Raw genomic sequence first — 20,681 nt, 5'->3', positions numbered from 1 at the left:
GACCAGCCGTACTACCACCTCAAGTGCGCCCTTGAACCCGGATGATGTATTAGAACTTCGTCGTGAGCGTTGAAATAGCAACAAAAGAAGGCTTTTCTGAGACGAGGCATAGCTCCAGCTATGGTGAGTTGAATAAAAGTAACGAAGTGACTTCTTTTGAAGCCATTTTAAGGCGTAATAGATTTTCTAATGCATTTTTCCGGTTTCATAGCTCTCTCTCCAACGCCGGCCACAGCTATTGTTCTGGCCAGCCCTGCGGTCTTTTTCTGATAGTTCCATATACGTATGGAAGATATCTATTAAATGAGAGTTCTTGAATATGAATTTATATAATTGAGAACTTCTACGTTCTACTTGGATTTGTTTTCAAAATTGAAAACCTTTTTTTATGTATGGAGAGGATGATTTTATTCTTTTGAAGCCTTCGCCAGATTTTATTTTCAATTATTCCATCGTATTAACAACACTTTGTGCCTGAGCAACCACCGCTTTGTACTCATCAGGTGTTAAATCACTAAAAAAGTATTTTACAGGATCTACTTCCTTCCCATTCACATGCACCTCATAATGTAAATGAGCACCTCCCGACAATCCTGTACTTCCAACTTTACCGATCACCTCACCCCTTTTAACCAGCTGTCCTTTTTTGACCAATTGTTGACTCATGTGTGCATATAAAGTCAATATACCATAGCCATGATCTATTTCCACCATTCTACCAAAGCTATTTGAAAAACGAACAGTGATAACTTTACCATCAGCTGATGCATAAATATCTGTTCCTGTATTAGCCACGAAATCAACCCCCTCATGTGCTCTCCATCTTTTTAAAATCGGATGATATCTACGCGGAGAGAATCCTGAGCCAATTCTTTTCAAATCCCAGTTTGCCACAGGTATTATCGCAGGTAAATGTTGTAAGCGATCTTTGTTTACCAGACTCTTTTTAAAAAGCTCTCTATAAGATCCCTCCTGCACATTCATTTTGGCCACCAATGCATCTAACTGTTTAAAAGAAGTAATCACCTCTTCCGGAGTCCCGACATGCTCCATATCCTTATACTTATCAGTACCTCCAACACCAGCTTGTCTAACCTCCTTATTTAAAGCATTCTCACCAAGCATTGTTCTATACAAACTGTCATCCATAGCAGCCAGATGCTCTAATGTGGCATTCACTTCATCCATCCTGTTATATAAGAGCTCATACTTACTCTTCATACTTTTAATCTGCTGTGCCTGCAATTTTTCTTTTGGCGTTGAATAGCCTCCAAGAGCCATTACCAAATAAGCAACTATGCCCACAAAACCACCTGCCAACACATAAGGTAAAAATTTCTTTGCTCTGGCCTTCAACGAAACATCAACAGCAATGTAAGTCAAGGACTCTGGGTCAAATATGTACTTATTCTTAGCCATATTTCTTTTATAATTTAATTCTACGCTTTGTGTAGATAATTTTTAACGGTAAAGATATATTTGTTCATTGTCAACAAAACACTTCCGGTTGTTTATTGACCTCCCAATATCTTTTGGTCAAATTGCTGATTTTATTACGAAACCCAATGCAAATAGTTTCATAAACCATTGATAAAGACAAATAAAAACCTTACTACAATTGGTTTACAGACTCATTATTGGCAAGTTTATAATCAGAAATAAGACCGAAAAATCAGGAACTGTCATCTGAATTTTGACAACATTAACCGCAAATATATAAGAGTTTATCAAATCATACAATAAAAGCGCATTAAAAAATACACTTTTATTCAGTTATCATATTTATATTTCTTACTTGCGTCAAGAAGCAATGTTTTAATTTTGGATTTCTTTTTGCCAAAAATGCATAGGAGGATTGCATTCTTTAAAACCTATTTTTTTATAAAGGTTTTGTGCTTTCACATTATCATAGCGAACCTCAAGTGTAATCTTACAATAGTTATATTGGCTACCGTATTGAGAGATCAAATTTAGCAGCGCTTTTCCTGCTCCCTTCCTTCTGCAATGAGGCGATATAATAAAATCATGGATATTGATTAAAGGCTGTGCCTTAAAAGTAGAGAATCCGACGAAACAGTTAGCCAAGCCCAAATATTGGTTCGCATCTTTCAGCAAAAAACCAAGATAATTACTTTGCACACTTAAGCCCTTGATTATCCGATGCCCTAACTCTTCCGATAATGAGGTATTTAATCCCATATCATCCAACATATAGTCATTCATTAAATGCAACAAAGCACATTGATGTTCTTTCACACTTAAGTCGACCTTAACCAGTTCAAAAGGTTTAAATTCATTTACCATAGTAATCCCTGTTTATTAAATTCAACATCACACCACGCTCCATTGACCCATTCTTTCAAAACTTTAAAACCAACGGCACTCAGTGCTTCGGCCACAAATGCATACCCCACCTCTAATTTTTCGGGATAGTGAGCATCACTATTAATGGTAACAGGTATTCCTTTCTCCAATAGCAAAGGAAAGATTTCCACTCCAGGAAATAATAAGCCATTACGCTCGTATGATTTGGTATTGATTTCAACGATGATATTCTTTTGAGCAATACAATTCAAAGTATCATCTATCTCCTTCAAATACCAGTCATCATTTTCATCAAATTGAGGCGCTGTAACATTGTGCATTTTAATTTTATCGAAATGTCCAATTATATCAAAATGTTGCGTTCGAATCATTTCTCTACTCAGCTGAAAAAAACGTTGCACAAGTGCCTTAACGTCCCCTTTAAATATCTTATCTAGTCCATCCTTAAAATCGTAAAAACTACCATCCACGGCCCAGGGTGTACCATTGTCAAAATGATCGACAAAATGAATTGAGCCAATTTTATAATCCAGGTTAATACTTTTTAAAAAGTCAGCATCCGGTCCAGTAATGTGCGGTATATAATCTATTTCAAGACCAGTTAAAACATTTATTTCTGACTGATACTTAAACTTTAGTTTCGCTATTTCGTTCAAATAATTACCCAGCTCATTGGCCTTCATTGTCCAAAAGCACTCAAAAGGAACAGGAGCATGCGATGATATACCAATGGCTTTCATTTTGTATTTGATAGCCTGCTGAATATATGCTTCTATTTGCCCGTTACCATCACAATAATTGCAATGTCCATGATAATTAGTCCACCCCATTACACAAAGTCATTTTTAATTAAGCATCAAAAATCAAACATTTTTTACGTAAATCAAACTTTAGACCGAGTATTTCCCAAAAAACATTGCGTTAAAAAAGTTTTATACATACCAACGATATTAACTATACATTGATTAACTTTGCGCTCGTTTTTACAAAAGGATATTATGGGTTTTATTGAAGAGATACAACGTAGAAGAACATTTGCTATTATCAGTCACCCCGATGCGGGTAAGACCACTTTAACCGAGAAGCTACTTCTTTTTGGAGGTGCAATTCATGTGGCCGGTGCTGTAAAATCTAACAAAATCAAAAAAACCGCCACATCCGATTTTATGGAGATTGAAAAGCAAAGAGGTATCTCCGTAGCAACTTCTGTTATGGGATTTGAATACAAGGATCACAAAGTAAATATTCTGGACACACCCGGTCACCAGGACTTTGCAGAAGATACATTCAGGACTCTCACAGCCGTTGATAGCGTAATCATTGTTGTTGATGCAGCCAAGGGAGTTGAAAATCAAACCCGTAAATTGATGGAAGTATGTAGAATGCGAAATACACCTGTAATGGTTTTCATCAATAAAATGGATCGACCTAGTAAAGATCCTTTTGATCTATTGGACGAAGTGGAAGAAGAGCTAAAAATTAAAGTTCGTCCATTAAGTTGGCCCATAGGAAACGGAACATCATTTCAAGGTGTTTACAATCTTTTTGAGCATAACCTAAACCTCTTTGAAGCCAGCAAACAAACTGTAGAAGAAAGCATTGCATTTGATGACATTAACAATCCTGCATTAGAAAATATTATTGGAGAAGAGCCTGCCGGGTTATTACGTGAAGAGTTGGAATTAGTAGAGGGTGTTTATCCCGAGTTTGCAGTTGACGATTACTTACATGGAGAGTTGGCTCCTGTATTTTTTGGTAGTGCCTTGAACAATTTTGGTGTGAATGAACTATTAAATTGTTTTATAGAGATAGCCCCCAAACCACAACCCTCCACTACAGATACCAGGACCATTGCACCCAACGAAGACAAATTTACGGGCTTTGTATTTAAAATACATGCCAACATGGATCCCAATCACCGAAACAGAATTGCCTTTGTAAAAATATGCTCTGGCACTTTTGAAAGAAACAAAAACTACCTACATGTACGTCAAGGCAAGAATTTTAAATTTTCCAGTCCTACTGCATTCATGGCTGAAAAAAAATCAATTATAGACAAGGCTTATCCCGGAGACATTGTAGGCTTACCAGACTCTGGCAACTTTATTATTGGCGACACCATTACCGAAGGTGAAAAAATTAATTTCAAAGGTTTACCCAGTTTCTCTCCTGAGTTATTTCGCTATATCGAAAACGATGATCCCATGAAATCAAAACAACTGGCCAAAGGTATTGATCAGTTGATGGACGAAGGAGTAGCCCAATTGTTCACCAGTCAGTTCAACGGACGTAAGATTATTGGTACCGTGGGAGCCCTTCAGTTTGAAGTTATCGAACACCGATTAAATCACGAATACAATGCCAAATGCAGATATGAACCTATCCACCTGTTTAAAGCCTGTTGGATAAGATCAGAAAACGATGCACAGTTAGCCGATTTCAAAAAAAGGAAAAACCAATATATGGCTAAAGATAAACAAGGCAGAGATGTATTTTTAGCAGATTCATCGTATATGCTACAACTTGCTCAGCAGAATTTCGAAGACATTGAATTCCATTTTACCAGTGAGTTTTAGATTCGTCCAAATAAATAAGTAGATATTTGCGTATATTTCAGGCCGGATAAATGAGTTTTTAAATTACATTCGAATATTTTTATGCTAAACAAGATATTTATTACATAGCTCATGTAACTAACTATCAACCATCAACGATTTGCATTTGCCAAAATATTTAACAAGTAAATGTAAATTCATGTGTTTATTCCTAACTTTTTTACCAAATTAGGGTATAATATAAATTACTAAGGAAAGAGAAAAACACAACCATGGATACACAACTAAAACCCGGACTACATCTCTCCAAAAAATTTAATATTTCGGAGAATGACTTGGCATCAACATTACAAACGAGCAAAGTACCTTTTGCAGCCACCCCCTCTCTAATTATTTTAATGGAAAGGGTTATTTGTGAAATGATTAGTACGCATGTACCCGAAACCTATACCTCTGTAAGCGCCGAAATAAACATTAAGCATTTAATACCGGTTGCTGCGGGAGATCAGGTAAGCTGCTCTGTTCACCTTAAGTTTGTTGAAGACACAAAACTTTTTTTTTGATTTTGTCATCTTTAATCTAGAAGAAGATGTTGTAGCAATAGGAGCGCATGAAAGAGTATTGGTAGAAACAGATACATATTAACATCCATTTAAAAAGTATAAACTTTTACATCTTGCTTTTTTTCCTTTAAATAGCGATGGATAATAATTCTGGCATCTTGATTGTCATCATATGATTGAATAACCGTCATGGCATCATCCAACGATTCAAAACTTGCACCACTTTGAACCCAACCAAACCCCTTAAACCTACCATCTTGAACTACCACGACTGAGTTCTCATTCACATCACGCCCCACATCAACCATTAAAAAGTTATTAAACTCAAAGGCCAATTCTTCAACAAAGGCTTTCGCTCTCTTGTTATAATCCACAGGTGCCTCCAAATGAATACAAGCGCCTTTACATTGTTTGATTTGATATTGAAAACAAGCATCCGTAGAGTTGGATAAGCCACTTAATTTTTGGCAGAGCGTATACTCCTCTACCTTTTGAAAAAGAAAATCTCTGGCTGCCTTATCCGATTCAAAAGAAGCAATTGGATTTACACGTCCATCGTTTCGTGCGATATGAAACCGTAAATACCCCTTGCGATCTTTAAAGCAAAACAATCCAAAATGCATCCTATTGCGCTTTTGGGTCTTATTATAAAGCGGTTTATTCTTTTTAATTTCAGCAGACTCCTTCAACAACGCTACTAACTCACTTCCGGTCAATTCAAAAGTCACATCGACCACCTCTTGTTTCATCCTCACGGCTTTTTGGGCCTTGGGATTTCCTAAATGAGTTAACACCCTCTTTTTTATATCTTTACTCTTTCCTATATATATTAAGTCTCCCTTATCATTGTAAAAATAATATACACCTACTTTATGGGGCAATTCACTAAGCTTACCCACTTTAAAATCAGGATGCAACCCTTTAACAGAAAATAATTTACTACCTTCCATAGGAAGGATGACCCCTCCATTTTTATCCAATAAAATTTCAAATAACTGCACAGTAGCCAAAGCGTCTCCAGCAGCTCTATGCCGGGCGTCATTGGATATTCCATAGGCAGTACAAATATTACCAAGGCTATAAGAATCAAGACCTGGCAATAATTTACGGCTTAATTTCACCGTACAAAGCGTCTCTCTATCAAAATCATATCCCAAGGCTTCAAATTCTGCCTTTATAAAACCATAATCAAATGAAGCATTGTGTGCCACAAAAATGCTCCCTTTGGTTATCTCCACTATTTGTTTAGCAACCTCATAAAATTTAGGAGCATTTACCACCATTTGGTTGGTAATTCCGGTTAGTTGGCTTATAAAAGGAGGGATAAACTGTTCCGGGTTTATTAATGAAACAAACTCATCTACTACCCTATGCCCATCATGAAGATAAATGGCTACTTCGGTAATTTTACCATTTTTAAAATTTCCGCCTGTTGTCTCAATATCAATGATGGTATACATATAACTGTTCCTATATTTCTGATAATCTGCAAAGAAAGGAATAGATACAATTAAGTGCAATAATATACCCGAAATTATTTTACAATTTTCGATATCCCAAAGCGCTAAATCCCTTGATATTTCTTGCTAGTCATAAATATTTAACCTACATTTGTTCTAAGGTTTTGATAAAGGTAAACCGCATCAGTTTTATTTAGATTGTTAAACTCAACACTACATTAAAACCGAGTAAAGTTATTTGATCTAAGGGCGGGCCTCACCTTCGGGTTATCATTTGTGGTACGGAGGATTACTGCAGATCATGTACACTCAAATCCTGTATACAGGAGTTTAAATAGTCCATTAATTGATGCGGCCGGCATAAAGGAGCTGTCTTGATTTATTTAAGACAGCTCTTTCATTTTTACTCCAATTCAAATTTAAATACAGTAGCCAATTCATTTAAATCTATTATACCCTCCAATTGCTCTCATAGAAATACGTTTCCCTGCTTTTGGCTTTCCAAAAAAGAAAGCATACATTTTTATGACAATGATAATTCGGCGAAGCCTGATCATGACAGCCTTTAAAACAAGCCTTCCCGACTAAAAGTGCGGGTACCAGACACTTCCATATGCAGATACACTATAAGGTCCCCAATGAAAACAAATACCAAGTTTAGCATCAACAAACCATTCTGGTGCAGCTTTATGTTGCATCAGCGACTCCCAGCTGGCTGTATAATCTTTAACCCCTCTGAGCGTTTTTAACAAATTTCAGCCTTTTTTTGGGCAAAATAGGACTTTTTTCTGATAGTTTGGATTTATATATAACTGATTATCAGCTATGAGATTTTCGAAAACTCATTTGTAGTACCCCCCCGATGCCGCATGTGTGGCAGTAAAACAAGTTGGTTAAGTTCAAACTTTTTACTAATGTAGTAAACAAAACCCAAACATATAACTCATGAGTCGAAATTATAAATTCTATAATCCCCAAGGGGTATATTTTGTAAGCTTTGCCATAGTAGAGTGGTTAGATGTTTTTACCAGAAACAAGTACAAAGATATTTTACTTGAGAAGATAAACTACATACATAATAATCCGATAGGAGAAGGTTTAGTGTTTCAGTCAGAAGACTATGTATAGAGTAGTGCAAGAGACTATAGTGGAGAATCTGGTTTATTGGAAGGAGTGATCGTAATTAAGTAGAAACCACTCATGGCGACAGTCGAGTAGGCACAGGGAATTTCACCCCATGCCTCTCACAGCACCGTACGTGATAGTCTGAGACTGTAAACTCAACTCTGTCAAAAACGAATTAACGAAGGGAAGCATGTAATGAGTACTCTAAATATTATCAGAAACAAAATCTTGGCAAGAATTTTTGCTGTTGTAAGAAGAGGCACTCCATATGTGGATACATATGGATATGCCTCTTAATAAAATATTGCTCTTTATATTTGTTTTTGTCTTAGAATACGGGGGGGGGAACTGAAAAATAATATATACAGACCATATTCAAAATTGAAAAGTTAAATCCATCACCATAGGTGCATCATCATTACCAAAATAGTATTCCAAATTACCATGTGGTCCCATGGTATTGGAATTCTGAAATTTTGTACCGATAGCCGGTATATTCATCACAAAAGAAATATCTCCTTGCGGGAATAAGGGACTCACGCGCCCCTTATGATCTCCTTTGGGATTTTGGGGAGTTAACATTCTCAAATACGTATGCGGCGTTCGGCAATAAACCGTAAAACCATTATTTTCACGTCCTTTAATTTTTGACCAGTAGATATTCGAGAAAAATCCTTTAAACTCAGGATACACAAATCCCGACTCCCCAGTAACCGTATTATTATAGTCATTTTCCCACACCTGAAATCTTGTTCCTTTCATTCTATTTCGCCATACTCGATACGGTCCATCCCCCAACCATTTCATCCCAGCCACTTCCGACTCAGGAAACGAGAAAGTAATACCCCGATAAGCTTTCAGATTTCTAAAACCCTTCAATTGAACCTTGAGGTCCAGCAAGCCATTGGTATGCACGGTGCATTTAATAACATCAGACCTTTTTTCTCGAATAGTTGACCACACAGGCATCCACTCAGATGCTTCAAACACCACTTTAATCACCACACTATCTTTATGAGTAGTAACAACGAGGGAGTCAATTTCATCATTTTGATTTAAAATAAGGGGTCCATTATTTAGTGGGATAACCCGATCCCCCTTTCTCACTTCCTTCAACAAGCCTGTTTCTTTAGAAAACAAATAACTAACATTATCAGTTTCAACTTTTATGACTTGCTGACTGGTATTCGTTTTTATGCCGCCAATGGTGGAATAATCAATATATTTACGATTCATTCTTTTGGGAGAAGCGACAGGATAACTCCATGTGAATATCTCTTTACCGTACGGATCCCTCGCCTTCAAGTACAATACATCGGCCAGATGCCAATTATCAGGCATAGTTACTTTAAACTCCCCTTTTGACATGGGAGCTAAATTAGGTAATTGAACTTTCGTTTCTGACAATAAGCGGTTCCCAGCCATTTCATCCGGACCACAAAGCTCCACCCATTGAGCAGTCATATCACACTCCCCGAGATTCGTATAGCTATATCTGTTTTCAATTCTAAAAAGGCCATTAAAATCTTCACGGATAAAGCGATCCTCTATATACAGGGGTGACCACACTTCCTTAATGGTAAAATAACTAGCTTCCTTTTCTCCATTGGGCCCAACAATTCCATCAGGCGCCTTATTACCCTGCAAATCTATTTCTCCGTTTTTATCTGTTCGTACAATTCCTTCATCTGCAAAATCCCATAGAAAACCACCTGCACTCAAGGGCATATCCCACATCATTTCCCAATAATCCTGCAAACCGGCACCATGACCACCATCATATAAACCGTGTAAGAATTCAGTAGGAAACAAAATTTTATCTTTGGTATACGCATCATTAACCAAAGAATGATACTGGCTATAATGAATTGTATTTGTCTTCCGAAAAACTCCCCAAGGATGAATCACTTCTCTATTTTGAATATCCCATTTGGAAAAATCATCATCGACTTCACAATTCCAACCTTGCTCATTTCCGTTGGCCCAAAGCAATATACAAGGATGATTCACATCTCTAACAACAGTTTCTTTAATAATCTTACGCGCTATTTTTGTATCCAGTATTGGGTTATGCCAAGTGCATATTTCATTTATAACAAACAAACCCAAGGAATCGCATACATCCAAAAAGTGAACATCAGGTGGATAATGTGCCATACGAACAGCATTCATATTCATATCTTTTATCATTGTTGCCTGTTCAATACTCCAGGATTTTGAGGTAGTACGCCCCGACACGGGATGAAAAGAATGCCGATTGACACCTTTGAACTTTACCCGTCGCCCATTCACATAGATACCATCACCCTCCAACACTTCAACAGTACGAAAGCCAATTCGTTGACTTACTTTATGCAAAGGCCTACCGTCTTTATCTAACAAAACAAATTGAAGAACATAAAGGTGAGGGCGCTCTGGATTCCAGGAAAGTATATGATTCGCTTGCGCGCTCACACTCCACTTTAACTTACTTTTTTCAAAAGAATTTATTTTCAGATCCTGAATCTTTTGCCCATCCAAGTCATACAATGCAAGTTCCAACCGATCCGCTTCTTTCGCATCCACCCATACATCAGCAAAAATTTCACCATTCATTTGGGCATTTATAGCCACACGATCTATATTCTCTTTGGGTGAAATCGTCAAATACACTGGCCTATAAATACCTCCAAATATCCAAAAATCGGCTTCTCTTTCGGCATGATTAACAGACTCATTGGCTGAAACCTTATTCACTTTTACCTCAAGAACATTTTCTGTTCCATACGCTAACAAACCAGAGATAGGATATTTAAACTCATAAAATGCACCTTGATGTACACTCCCTGCGGATTTTCCATTTATCTTTACTTCACAATCCGTCATGACACCTTCAAAAACAATATCAATGTCCTTATCCCTCCATTCCTTAGGCACCATAAACTTACGTTTGTAAAGACCATACTCGCTGGCACGATCCTCCATAGGATCGCTACCATAATTATATGCCCCAAAACCCTGTTGCTCCCAACACGAAGGCACTCCTATTTTAGTCCATTTACCACTATTCATACCTTCTGAACAATAAAAATCCCACTCCACCATATCATCATTACCTGTACCGGACAAATATTTAACCTTTGTATCCGTAGTTATTTGGTCTCCCTTAGAACATACAACAAACTGAGATGTGAACCAAGCCTTGGAATTTGTTTCACTCACAAGAGCATCATTGACTGTGGCGAGTGCCATATAACCATTGAAAAATAAATTTAGACATATAAAAATCAACTTAAAAACCATCACAGTACAAACCTTACTCATATAAACACTAATCATATTAAACAAATAAAAATTATCTAACGCACGCATTCTTCTGACGAATTTACATGGAATCAATAAAATACTTATCTTTAACATGACCTTAACGGTAGTTATAACGGTTCTTAACGTCACACAAGTACCTGTTTAAATGCACTTTATAACATACAGCGCAGAACAAACAAAAACAACAGTTAGTCCTTTAAAAGAGTCTACAACTATGCTTTCTAAAGAAAAAAAACTTGAATTAGCAAAAAAAATTACCCAAAGTAACACATTCAAGAATGCCCCAACTAGCATAGCTTTACTAAAGTACCTTGTACAAACCAATATTGACGAACGTGAATTAAAAGAAGGCATCATAGACATTGAGTTCTTTGGAGGCCAGTCAGACAAAGACAAAAACAACCCTAGGGTAAGGGTAAACATTTTTAATCTTAGAAATAAATTACATAAGTACTACCTATCAGAAGGTATAAACGATTTATGGCAATTAAAAATTGACAAAGGTCAATACAGACTCCGCTTTGAAAAACAAGGATTACAACAAAGGCACATCATCAATAAAAAGTACGTACAAGCAGTACCTTATCTACTACTAAGCATTCTCATTACCGTTCTTATTTTTCACAACTTAGCAGATTCACCGCCCCAAATTTGGAAAGCTTTTTTCAACAACAATCACACAACCAACCTATTTATTGGGGATGCATTTGGCTATGGCGGAAAAACGATATCTGGCTTACACGGATGGACGCGTGATTTTAGCGTTAATAGTCTGGATGATTATTATGAGATGGTAGAGCAACAGCCCCAATTAATATCAACAACCAGTCCAACAGATTACTTTTATTCCAAACGGATGGCAGAAAATGCCACCCATGATTTATCACGTTATTTCACAAAGTGGGGCAGAGATTTTGAAATTAAATATGCCACCCGTACTTCTTTTTCAGACATTAAGAAGGACAATACAATTTATGTAGGCCGGTTAAAATACCAAAAAAACTTTACTTATTTATTCAATGAAGGAAATCCCTATTTCAAGGTAAAAGATCGCAGTATAGAATTCTCTGGTCATCCAATATTGAAAGACACTTCATTTGTAGTTAGCACCAATGAAACAGATCAAGATTATGCAATAGTTGCAAGAATTCCCGGTCCCCACCATACAGAACAATTTTTATTCTTTTCTGACCATGATATTGGCGTAATGGGCACCGTTGAACTCTTCACTAACGAAGACGCTATTAAATCATTCGCTACAAAACATCTGAAGGACAAATCCTATTTTGTAGCCATTTATAAAGCCAAAGGAAAAGAAAGGATCAATCTAGACATGAAAGAAGTACTCATCGTTCCCTTTGAATAACACGCAAACAGCTAGACCAGTTTATGGTCTGTATTTATTTATTTGTTTACGGTTCCATGCTTCATCGTAATCACTATTAAGCTGGCTTGGTACCGGAGCTTTTGTGTCTACAATCCAGTCATCCATTGATTTTTTCATTTCTCTCACAATCTCAGGAAGCTGCTGTGCTAAATTGTTGGACTCACTTATATCCTCTCTTAAATTAAAAAGCTCAACCTGTTCATCTTCATAATAATAGATCATTTTCCAATCGCCTCTTATCATGGCAGTACCAGGTCGCGTTCTAAATAGAGGATCTCTATTGACCCCTGACTTTTTTGAGTAAGCCTGTAAATATACCGGAAAATGAAAAAATAAAGACCGTTCTTCCAACTCTTTATTTTCCAATAAGAGTCCTTTTAAACTTACGCCATCAAAGATTTTATTGGCTGGAATCTTAGCCTGAATAATATCGCGAAAGGTAGGATAAAAATCCATATTCAAAACGGGAACATTCGTTTTTCCCGGCTCAATATACCCCTTCCACTTTATCGTCAAAGGAACACGAATGCCTCCTTCATAATAAGCCCCCTTTCCTGCTCTCAAAGGCCATTGCTTACTGATGGCAAAAATACCTCCATTATCTGACGTAAATACAATCAGAGTATTATCTAACTTTAAATTATCTATTTTATTTAAGATACGACCTACACTATAATCCATACTCTCCACCATAGCTGCATAATCAGCTCTATGATGTGCTTCAGTAGAAGCTTTAGATTTATACTTTTGGACAATCGCCTCTTTACCCTGAATAGGTGTATGAACAGTATAAAATGGCATATACAAAAAAAAGGGATTTTTCTTATTATTCTCCAAAAAGGTGATTGCTTCATTGGTCAGTCTGTCTGTCAGATACTCTCCTTTAGGAGCAGGCAAATCAGGATATATATAAGGTGCAAAATAACTTTTAGGGTGACCACTAGGACCTCCCCCCACATTAACATCAAATCCTTGTGTACATGGATTTTCTCCCAAATGCCACTTTCCAAAATGCCCCGTCACATAACCAGCATCTTTAAACATTTCGGCCATCGTATAAACACTATCTGCCAAAAATTCAGTGTTTTTAATAGGAATCAGCTTTCTGCTTTTTACATTACCTCTATCAGATGGAGAAACCGTATAAATACCTGTTCGTGGAGAATTCATACCCGACATTAATGCTGCCCGACTAGGTGCACAATTGGCAGCTCCAGCATACGCATTAGTAAAGACCATACTTTCTTTGGCTAATTGATCAATATTAGGCGTTTCATAGTATTCACTTCCCATAAATCCACAATCAGTCCAACCCATATCATCCACCACTATTAGCACAACATTGGGCAAATCTTTGGGTAGCGATGTTGAATCAGATCTATACATACAAGCTGTTAACAAAAAGCCCAATGCTATAAAAATGACCAATCCTCTTATCATAACAATATTCATAAAAAAAAGACTGTCTCAAAAAAATCATACAACCAACATAACTTACACTACATAAATTACATCTACATATCTTTTATCTCTGAGACAGTCTCTTAGTTTACATTAAAGTAGTACGCCTATAAAAACAACAGTACAACCTCCCTAACACAATCAATAATTTGTATCCGTAACAAACTTTCTATTAATGTCCACTTAAAGTACTCCCTTTAAACTTAAATGTATCAGATTCCGTTCTAGCACTCTTCAAAATATCTTTTATTTTGGCCACTACCTCAGGATTTTCATCTGCAACATCGTTGCTTTCAGAAGGATCTTTACTCAAATCGAACAGCTCAAAAGTAGTTTCAGCAGGATTAGCTACATGGTAAACTACCCCTTTCCAATCACCCATTCTAACGGCCTGTCTTCCACCCTTTTCATGAAACTCCCAATACAAATAAGGATGTTTTTGTTGTTGATCACTTCGTCCCATTAATTCAGGTAAAAAAGAAATACCATCCGTTTGTGTATTTAACGAAATCCCGACCAATTCAGCAAATGTGGGCATCACATCCCAGAAAGCCGAGACATGGTCACTCACACCTGGTTTAATATGTCCTGGCCAGTAGGCAATAAAAGGCGCACGAATACCACCCTCATACAAATCTCGCTTATAACCTTTAAAGGGACCATTACTTTTAAAGAAATCCGGATCAGCTCCTCCTTCTTGATGAGGACCATTATCGCTTGAAAACATAACAATCGTATTATCAGCGATTCCAAGTTTTTCAAGTTTATCAATAATTTGTCCCACATAAGCATCAGACCTTACAATCATAGAAGCAAAAGCCGCTTTAGGTTTTTTCTGTGAGGCATACTTCCATATTTTCAAACTTTCGCCATAGTCACCGCCTTCTGCTGCCTCGTAAGGAGTTTCGTCAAAAGCATTTTCCAATTTTTTCCAAATTGTATCATCGGGTGAAATCAATTCTGCATGGGGCAATACCAAAGGCACATAGGCAAAGAATGAAGTATCCTTATTGGCTTCGATAAAATCTAATGTGGCCTTTTGAATTTCATCCTGGGCATAAGTCTGTGTCGTTTTCCAATCATTACCTTCCATAGCTACTTTCTCTTGATTATGCCACAAGTAAGGAGGATAATATCTGTGCGCCATTCTCTGGCAGTTATATCCATAAAACTCATCAAAACCTTGCATATTAGGATCTCCTTCTGATCCAGGAAAACCTAAACCCCATTTACCAAAAGCACCCGTTACATAGTTGGCTTCCTTCAATACCTCAGCAATGGTTACTGCTGAAGCAGGTATTGGATGCTGACCTTCAGGTTTCACTTCCAGGTTCCCACGCACCGGAGTATGGCCTGTATGCTCACCTGTTAATAATGATGAACGAGAGGGAGCACACACTGTAGACCCGCTATAATGTTGTGTAAACTTCAAGCCCTGTGCCGCCATCTTATCCAGATTGGGGGTTTTAAACTTCTCCTGTCCATAACAACTTAAATCACCATATCCCATATCATCTGCTAAAATATAGATAATATTAGGTTTACTTTTTTCATTTTCTACCACAGCCTTTTCTTTAGACTGAGAAGAATTACAGGAATATAAACCCAGAAATAAAAGGCCTATAACTCCATGCACCATGTTTTTTTTTATTCTCATTATATATCTATTTATTTAATATAGAGGAAAGCCTTGCTAAACTTTTCCTCGTGATTATTTCTACCACTCTTCATACCTTAAATCTAATTCTACATCCTGACGCAGAATTCTTTTCACAAACAACCTTATTTAGCTTATGATTAAATAAAATAAGCTCATATACTACAAGCTATTTGATCAAAGATATACACTTTACCAAAGACACCTTGCCAATCAAAATGCAATTAATAAGAGTCATACTTCATTTTACTATCATATTGATATACTACACCTTACAATATCAAAAGAATTATATATCATAATAATTTGAATTATTTCTCATATAAATATATATCAGAACCAACACAACTAAAGAAAGTATTCGGTTTATCATTAATACAGAATACCATATCTAAGCAAGATGATATCCAAAGGAGTAGTCTTCTTTTCTTAATAAAAAGTGGCTAGGAAAGCTTGAATAATGTAGAAAAGGAAATATGAAAAACAACGACCTTAACCCCACAAAAGGCATTAGAAAAACTTTTACAAAACTCCAATGCCTCATCCGGGATTAAGATCACATCTAGAAAAAATGACTTCAAAGCAATTTACAAAGTGCTTTTCCGTTCACCCTCTTGGTATTGAGATGGCGTTACGCCAAACATCTTTTTAAAACAAACTCCAAAATAGCTAAGATCGTTGAAACCGCATTTATAGGCCACCTCTGAAATTTGAAAGGCTCTATTTTCAAACAACTGTGCAGCACGTTTCAAACGAATATTACGCACAAACTCACTGGGTGAGCAGCTTGCCAAATTTTTCATTTTTCGGTAAAGCATGGAGTTACTAACCCCTAATTCATTGGCAAAATCTTTAATAGAATATTCTGTATCAGACATGTTCTCCTCCACTAGTTTCTTTGCCCTGTTAAAAAATTCCTCATCCAAGGGAGTGATCTCTATATTTTCAGGTTCAAGATTAAGGCTGGCATGTGTTTTTTCACGTTGGTTCTGAAAATCTGTCAATAAAGCACGAATACGAATTATCAAGAGCTTCATATTCACAGGTTTTTCAAGATAAGCGTTCGCACCAGACTGATATCCAGCTAACTTATTATCATCACCAACTTTAGCAGTCAATAAAATAACCGGTATATGACTGGTATGAATATTACCTTTTATGGCCTGACATAATTCATGTCCATTCATAGAAGGCATCATAACATCCGATATAATTAAATCCACCTCTTCTTTTTCGGCCATGAGCAAACCTTTTTTTCCATCCTCGGCTTCTAATATCCGATACCGTGATTCCAGTACTTTTTTCAATGACTGCCTAAACTCTTCGTTATCTTCGACCAATAAAATCGTTTTTCCTTCTACTGAAATTTTATCACCCTCAAAGATATTGCAGTCCTCTATTTTAATTTCTGTATCCACCATCGTACTCCCATCCAAGCTCTTTAACTCATCCACCTCACTATGCACATAATCTTCATTAAAACTTCCGTCGATGGGCAAAGAAACTGTAAAAAGAGTACCCATTCCCTCTGTACTTTCAACTTGAATACTACCTCGCAAGATATCCACCAGACTCTTAGTCAGACTCAGACCGATACCAATACCTTCGGCCTGAACACCCTTTTTATTTTTTACTCTGTAAAAACGATCAAACAAGTACGGCAATGCATCCTCAGGTATACCACAACCAGTATCTTTCACCTTCATAACAATATTGTGTGCACCTAATTTTTCCAGTGAGAACCATATATCTCCATTGTCAGAAGTATATTTTATCGCATTTGACAATAAATTACGAATAATTAATTCACACTTTTCTTTATCCACCGTACCTGCTAAGCCATCTTCAATATCTACAGAAAAATTGATCTTCTTTTTTCGGGCTATAAGCTCAAAATCATTCGCACAGCCAGATACAATCTCACTAATATTCTGCTGATTCATACTTACACGCATACTATTGGCCTCTACCTTTCTAAAGGTAAGCAGCTGTTTAATTAGTCTTTCCAGTCCGGCAATACTTCGCTCCATAACAGAGACAGTATTATCATCATATTCTTTCGTTTCCTTTAAACTAAACAGAGAAGTAGACAATATTGAAATAGGTGTTAGTAATTCATGTGATATATTGGTAAAAAAACTTAATTTATAATTATTCAATTTCTCTGATTTAACCCTTGCCACATGCTCCAATTCCATATTTTGCTTTACACGTTCAATTCGAAGTCTTTGTCTAAAAATCAATCCTGCAATCATTCCAATAATAATAACATACAAACCAATGGCCCACCAGGATTTATAAGGAGCTATAGCCACCTTTATTTTCAGCTTAACAACATCCTCGTTCCATACCCTCTGACTATTAGAACCTTTCAAGAGAAATGTGTATTCACCAGGGGGAATATTACTATAATTGGCACTACGCATTTTAGCGTTGGCAAATTTCCAGTTCTTATCCAGGCCCTCTATCATATAAGCATACTGATTGGCTTCCGGGAACGTATAACTTAAAGCAGAAAATGAAATAGACACATCATTTCGCAAGTGATCGAGATAGATAATACTATCTTTTAAACTTGCTAAGTCATAAGGTTCTCCTTCCACCAATACATCGGTGATAACTACAGGGGCTTTAATAAAATCAGATTTTATTCTATGCGGTTCAAAAATATTAAATCCGTTATATCCTCCAACATAGAATATTCCATTATCGTCCTTATAAAAGGAACGCGGTAGGAACAAATTACCTTGTAAGCCATCTCTGTGAAAATAGCTCTCTGAAGACAATTCGGGTTGTTGCACCCATATCTTAGAAATCCCTTGATTACTAGTTACCCATATATTGTCATACTTATCCTGATTAATTCCATAAATTACATCTCCAATAATATTAGTCTCAGGATTAGGACGTAAGATAATATCACTATTAAGATCAATATATTTCAGGCCATTCCCCTTTGTTCCGATCCATATCCGGCCACTATAGTCTTTAAACAAGCACACAATCTTATCTTCACAGTTACTCCACCTTTCAACCTTAATATCGCCCTTATCAATGGTTAGCTTATACAAACCATACAATTCAGAAGCAATTAATACACTATGATTGTCAATGGATACAATGCCTGTAATTGAAAAGGTACCTGCACTTCCTCCTGTCTCCTTTTTTAAATCGATATATCGACTTTTCCAACGATTATTTTTTCTTTTTATCAATAAATTCAGACCATTTTCAGTACCTGCCAACACGGAGCCATTGGGTAGAGTATTCAACACATTAACTTTACGTCCTCTGTATTCATCCCATTTGAATTCATTACGGATCACCTCCACTTTTTTGGTTTTGACATCCAGGAGCACGAGTCCATTATACCTTGTCCCGATCCACAATAAAGAATCTCTGTCCCACATAAAATCCATCACCGTATTTAAATTGATGAACTCATCCAACACTTTATACTCAGGAATATCTTTATAATGTTTAAACACTTTCTCATCCATATCGTAAACAACAAAGCCCATACTCAAGACTCCCATCAGCAATCTACCTTTATGGTCAATTACAAAAGAGTGGACGGCCTGATTTCGTCTCTGCGGAAACAAATTAGGAATTTTTAAATGCTCAAACTTATTCCTTCCTAATATAAGTTTTTCAACACCTCCCCCTTTAGTGCCAAGCCATAGTATATTAGAATCATCATTAATGATACAATTAATAATGGTACTGGATATGGATCCCTTTTTATCCTCCGGGGTAGGATTTACAATTTTATGATTTTTACTTAAGGGATATTGGATTACAGATAAACCATATGGAGTTCCAACCCATATGTTACTATAACTATCTTCATGAATAGCCAAAATAATATCACCTGCAATGGAATTAGGATCAGCATTTTCATGCACAAAGGTTTTAATAATATGGATGCTATCTCCGGAAATATCCAAAACAAAAAGACCTTTATCCCAACTACCAACCCATAAATATCCCCTACTATCAATAAACAGGGCATTTGTTGCTAATTCATAACCTACTTTACCCTTTGACTGAAACAGCGTATAATTGGTAAATGATTTTTTATCAGAATTCAGCTTCAATATATTATTTGTCCATGAACTAATCCATATTTGGCCATTACTATCTTCAACTATTTGCTTAGTATTATTAACACCTACATTCTCATTTTTAGCTGGTCGCAATAAAGAAACATTTTCTTGCATCGGGTCAACAACAAAAAAACCCGTTTGTGCTGTTACATACACTGTTCCATCAGAAGCTTTTATAACGTAATTGAGTTTAGTTCCTTTAAAGTAATCTTCTGCAAATTGCAGAATGGGTTCAAAAAATTTATTAAAAGCATAAAAACCATCATTGGTAGTTACGTAATAGTTACCATCTTGATCCACATGGATGCAAGTAATTACGATACCATATAATTTACCTAAATGATCGTGATTTTTAAAGGATTCAAATTCATAACCATCGTACCTGACAATGCCTTCAGAAGTACCAAACCAGATAAATCCATTTTTATCCTGAACAGTACTATATACTTCATCAGACAATAATCCTTGCGTATTATCAATATGTTCAAAGTATAAATTATTATAACCCTGCGCACATATAGCGTTAAATATTAATAAATGTAGATATAGTAGATTTCTAAATTTCATACCTTTAAAATTGATTACATTACCCTGGTACACATGCCTACAAAGCTAGAAACATAAATACATTACTCATTTTTTTAGCAAATTGAATAAAAATTCCTCCACACTCCAAAGCACACATTTATCCTTCTTTCTTTTGATTTTTATTTAATATCGATCATTTCACTTACAA

General features: G+C 36.3%; 13 protein-coding genes. 4 read left to right on the top strand and 9 right to left on the bottom strand.

Annotated features, from left to right (window positions below; translation table 11 throughout):
• Positions 1-444: 444 nt before the first annotated feature.
• The 3 genes from CYTFE_RS24950 to CYTFE_RS0104420 all read right to left on the bottom strand — a co-directional run bounded on the left by CYTFE_RS24950 (position 445) and on the right by CYTFE_RS0104420 (position 3,155).
• Positions 445-1,419 (bottom strand): M23 family metallopeptidase, encoded by a 975-nt coding sequence (locus tag CYTFE_RS24950; RefSeq protein ID WP_044262571.1) that lies wholly within the window; start codon positions 1,417-1,419, stop codon positions 445-447.
• A gap of 396 nt (positions 1,420-1,815) precedes the next feature.
• Positions 1,816-2,304, bottom strand: coding sequence for a GNAT family N-acetyltransferase (locus CYTFE_RS24945; protein WP_044213219.1), 489 nt, complete (start codon positions 2,302-2,304; stop codon positions 1,816-1,818).
• On the bottom strand, positions 2,298-3,155 hold the full coding sequence (locus CYTFE_RS0104420) for a histidinol-phosphatase (RefSeq protein ID WP_027470832.1): 858 nt from the start codon (positions 3,153-3,155) through the stop codon (positions 2,298-2,300). The genes CYTFE_RS24945 and CYTFE_RS0104420 overlap by 7 nt, the downstream gene beginning before the upstream one ends.
• A 168-nt stretch (positions 3,156-3,323) precedes the next feature.
• Here CYTFE_RS0104420 and CYTFE_RS0104415 point away from each other — a divergent pair, with 168 nt between their 5' ends.
• Positions 3,324-4,901, top strand: a complete 1,578-nt coding sequence (locus CYTFE_RS0104415; protein ID WP_027470831.1) for a peptide chain release factor 3 — start codon at positions 3,324-3,326, stop codon at positions 4,899-4,901.
• A gap of 251 nt (positions 4,902-5,152) precedes the next feature.
• On the top strand, positions 5,153-5,443 hold the full coding sequence (locus CYTFE_RS24940) for a thioesterase family protein (protein ID WP_044262568.1): 291 nt from the start codon (positions 5,153-5,155) through the stop codon (positions 5,441-5,443).
• Positions 5,444-5,532: 89 nt separating this feature from the next.
• Here the strand turns inward: CYTFE_RS24940 and CYTFE_RS0104405 are convergent, their stop codons facing one another.
• Both CYTFE_RS0104405 and CYTFE_RS31795 read right to left on the bottom strand, forming a co-directional pair.
• Positions 5,533-6,963, bottom strand: coding sequence for an exonuclease domain-containing protein (locus CYTFE_RS0104405; protein WP_235208185.1), 1,431 nt, complete (start codon positions 6,961-6,963; stop codon positions 5,533-5,535).
• Positions 6,964-7,487: 524 nt separating this feature from the next.
• Positions 7,488-7,655, bottom strand: coding sequence for an alpha-L-fucosidase (locus tag CYTFE_RS31795; RefSeq protein ID WP_200871321.1), 168 nt, complete (start codon positions 7,653-7,655; stop codon positions 7,488-7,490).
• Between the two features lie 193 nt (positions 7,656-7,848).
• Here CYTFE_RS31795 and CYTFE_RS0104395 point away from each other — a divergent pair, with 193 nt between their 5' ends.
• The gene (locus CYTFE_RS0104395) at positions 7,849-8,031 is read left to right on the top strand and encodes a hypothetical protein (RefSeq protein WP_027470829.1); all 183 of its coding nucleotides are present in this window, start codon (positions 7,849-7,851) and stop codon (positions 8,029-8,031) included.
• A 372-nt stretch (positions 8,032-8,403) separates the two neighbouring features.
• On the opposite strand, the gene CYTFE_RS24935 is transcribed toward CYTFE_RS0104395, so the two are convergent.
• On the bottom strand, positions 8,404-11,379 hold the full coding sequence (locus CYTFE_RS24935; RefSeq protein WP_052342985.1) for a glycoside hydrolase family 2 protein: 2,976 nt from the start codon (positions 11,377-11,379) through the stop codon (positions 8,404-8,406).
• A 100-nt stretch (positions 11,380-11,479) separates the two neighbouring features.
• On the opposite strand from CYTFE_RS24935, the gene CYTFE_RS0104385 reads away from it, so the two are divergent.
• A complete protein-coding gene (locus tag CYTFE_RS0104385) occupies positions 11,480-12,700 on the top strand; it encodes a hypothetical protein (protein WP_027470828.1) in 1,221 nt (406 codons plus the stop codon).
• 21 nt (positions 12,701-12,721) lie between these two features.
• Here CYTFE_RS0104385 and CYTFE_RS0104380 read toward each other — a convergent pair whose 3' ends face one another.
• From CYTFE_RS0104380 to CYTFE_RS0104370, 3 genes are all read right to left on the bottom strand, one after another.
• Positions 12,722-14,107, bottom strand: a complete 1,386-nt coding sequence (locus CYTFE_RS0104380) for a sulfatase (RefSeq protein WP_044213239.1) — start codon at positions 14,105-14,107, stop codon at positions 12,722-12,724.
• A 247-nt stretch (positions 14,108-14,354) separates the two neighbouring features.
• A complete protein-coding gene (locus CYTFE_RS0104375) occupies positions 14,355-15,839 on the bottom strand; it encodes an arylsulfatase (protein ID WP_027470826.1) in 1,485 nt (494 codons plus the stop codon).
• 587 nt (positions 15,840-16,426) lie between these two features.
• Positions 16,427-20,512, bottom strand: a complete 4,086-nt coding sequence (locus CYTFE_RS0104370; RefSeq protein WP_044262564.1) for a hybrid sensor histidine kinase/response regulator transcription factor — start codon at positions 20,510-20,512, stop codon at positions 16,427-16,429.
• Positions 20,513-20,681: the final 169 nt, after the last annotated feature.

The organism is Saccharicrinis fermentans DSM 9555 = JCM 21142, assembly GCF_000517085.1.
In the GTDB taxonomy this organism is placed as follows: Bacteria; Bacteroidota; Bacteroidia; order Bacteroidales; family Marinilabiliaceae; genus Saccharicrinis; species Saccharicrinis fermentans.
Note: the sequence above shows the minus strand (reverse complement) of the source record. Positions and strands in the feature narration are given on the sequence as shown.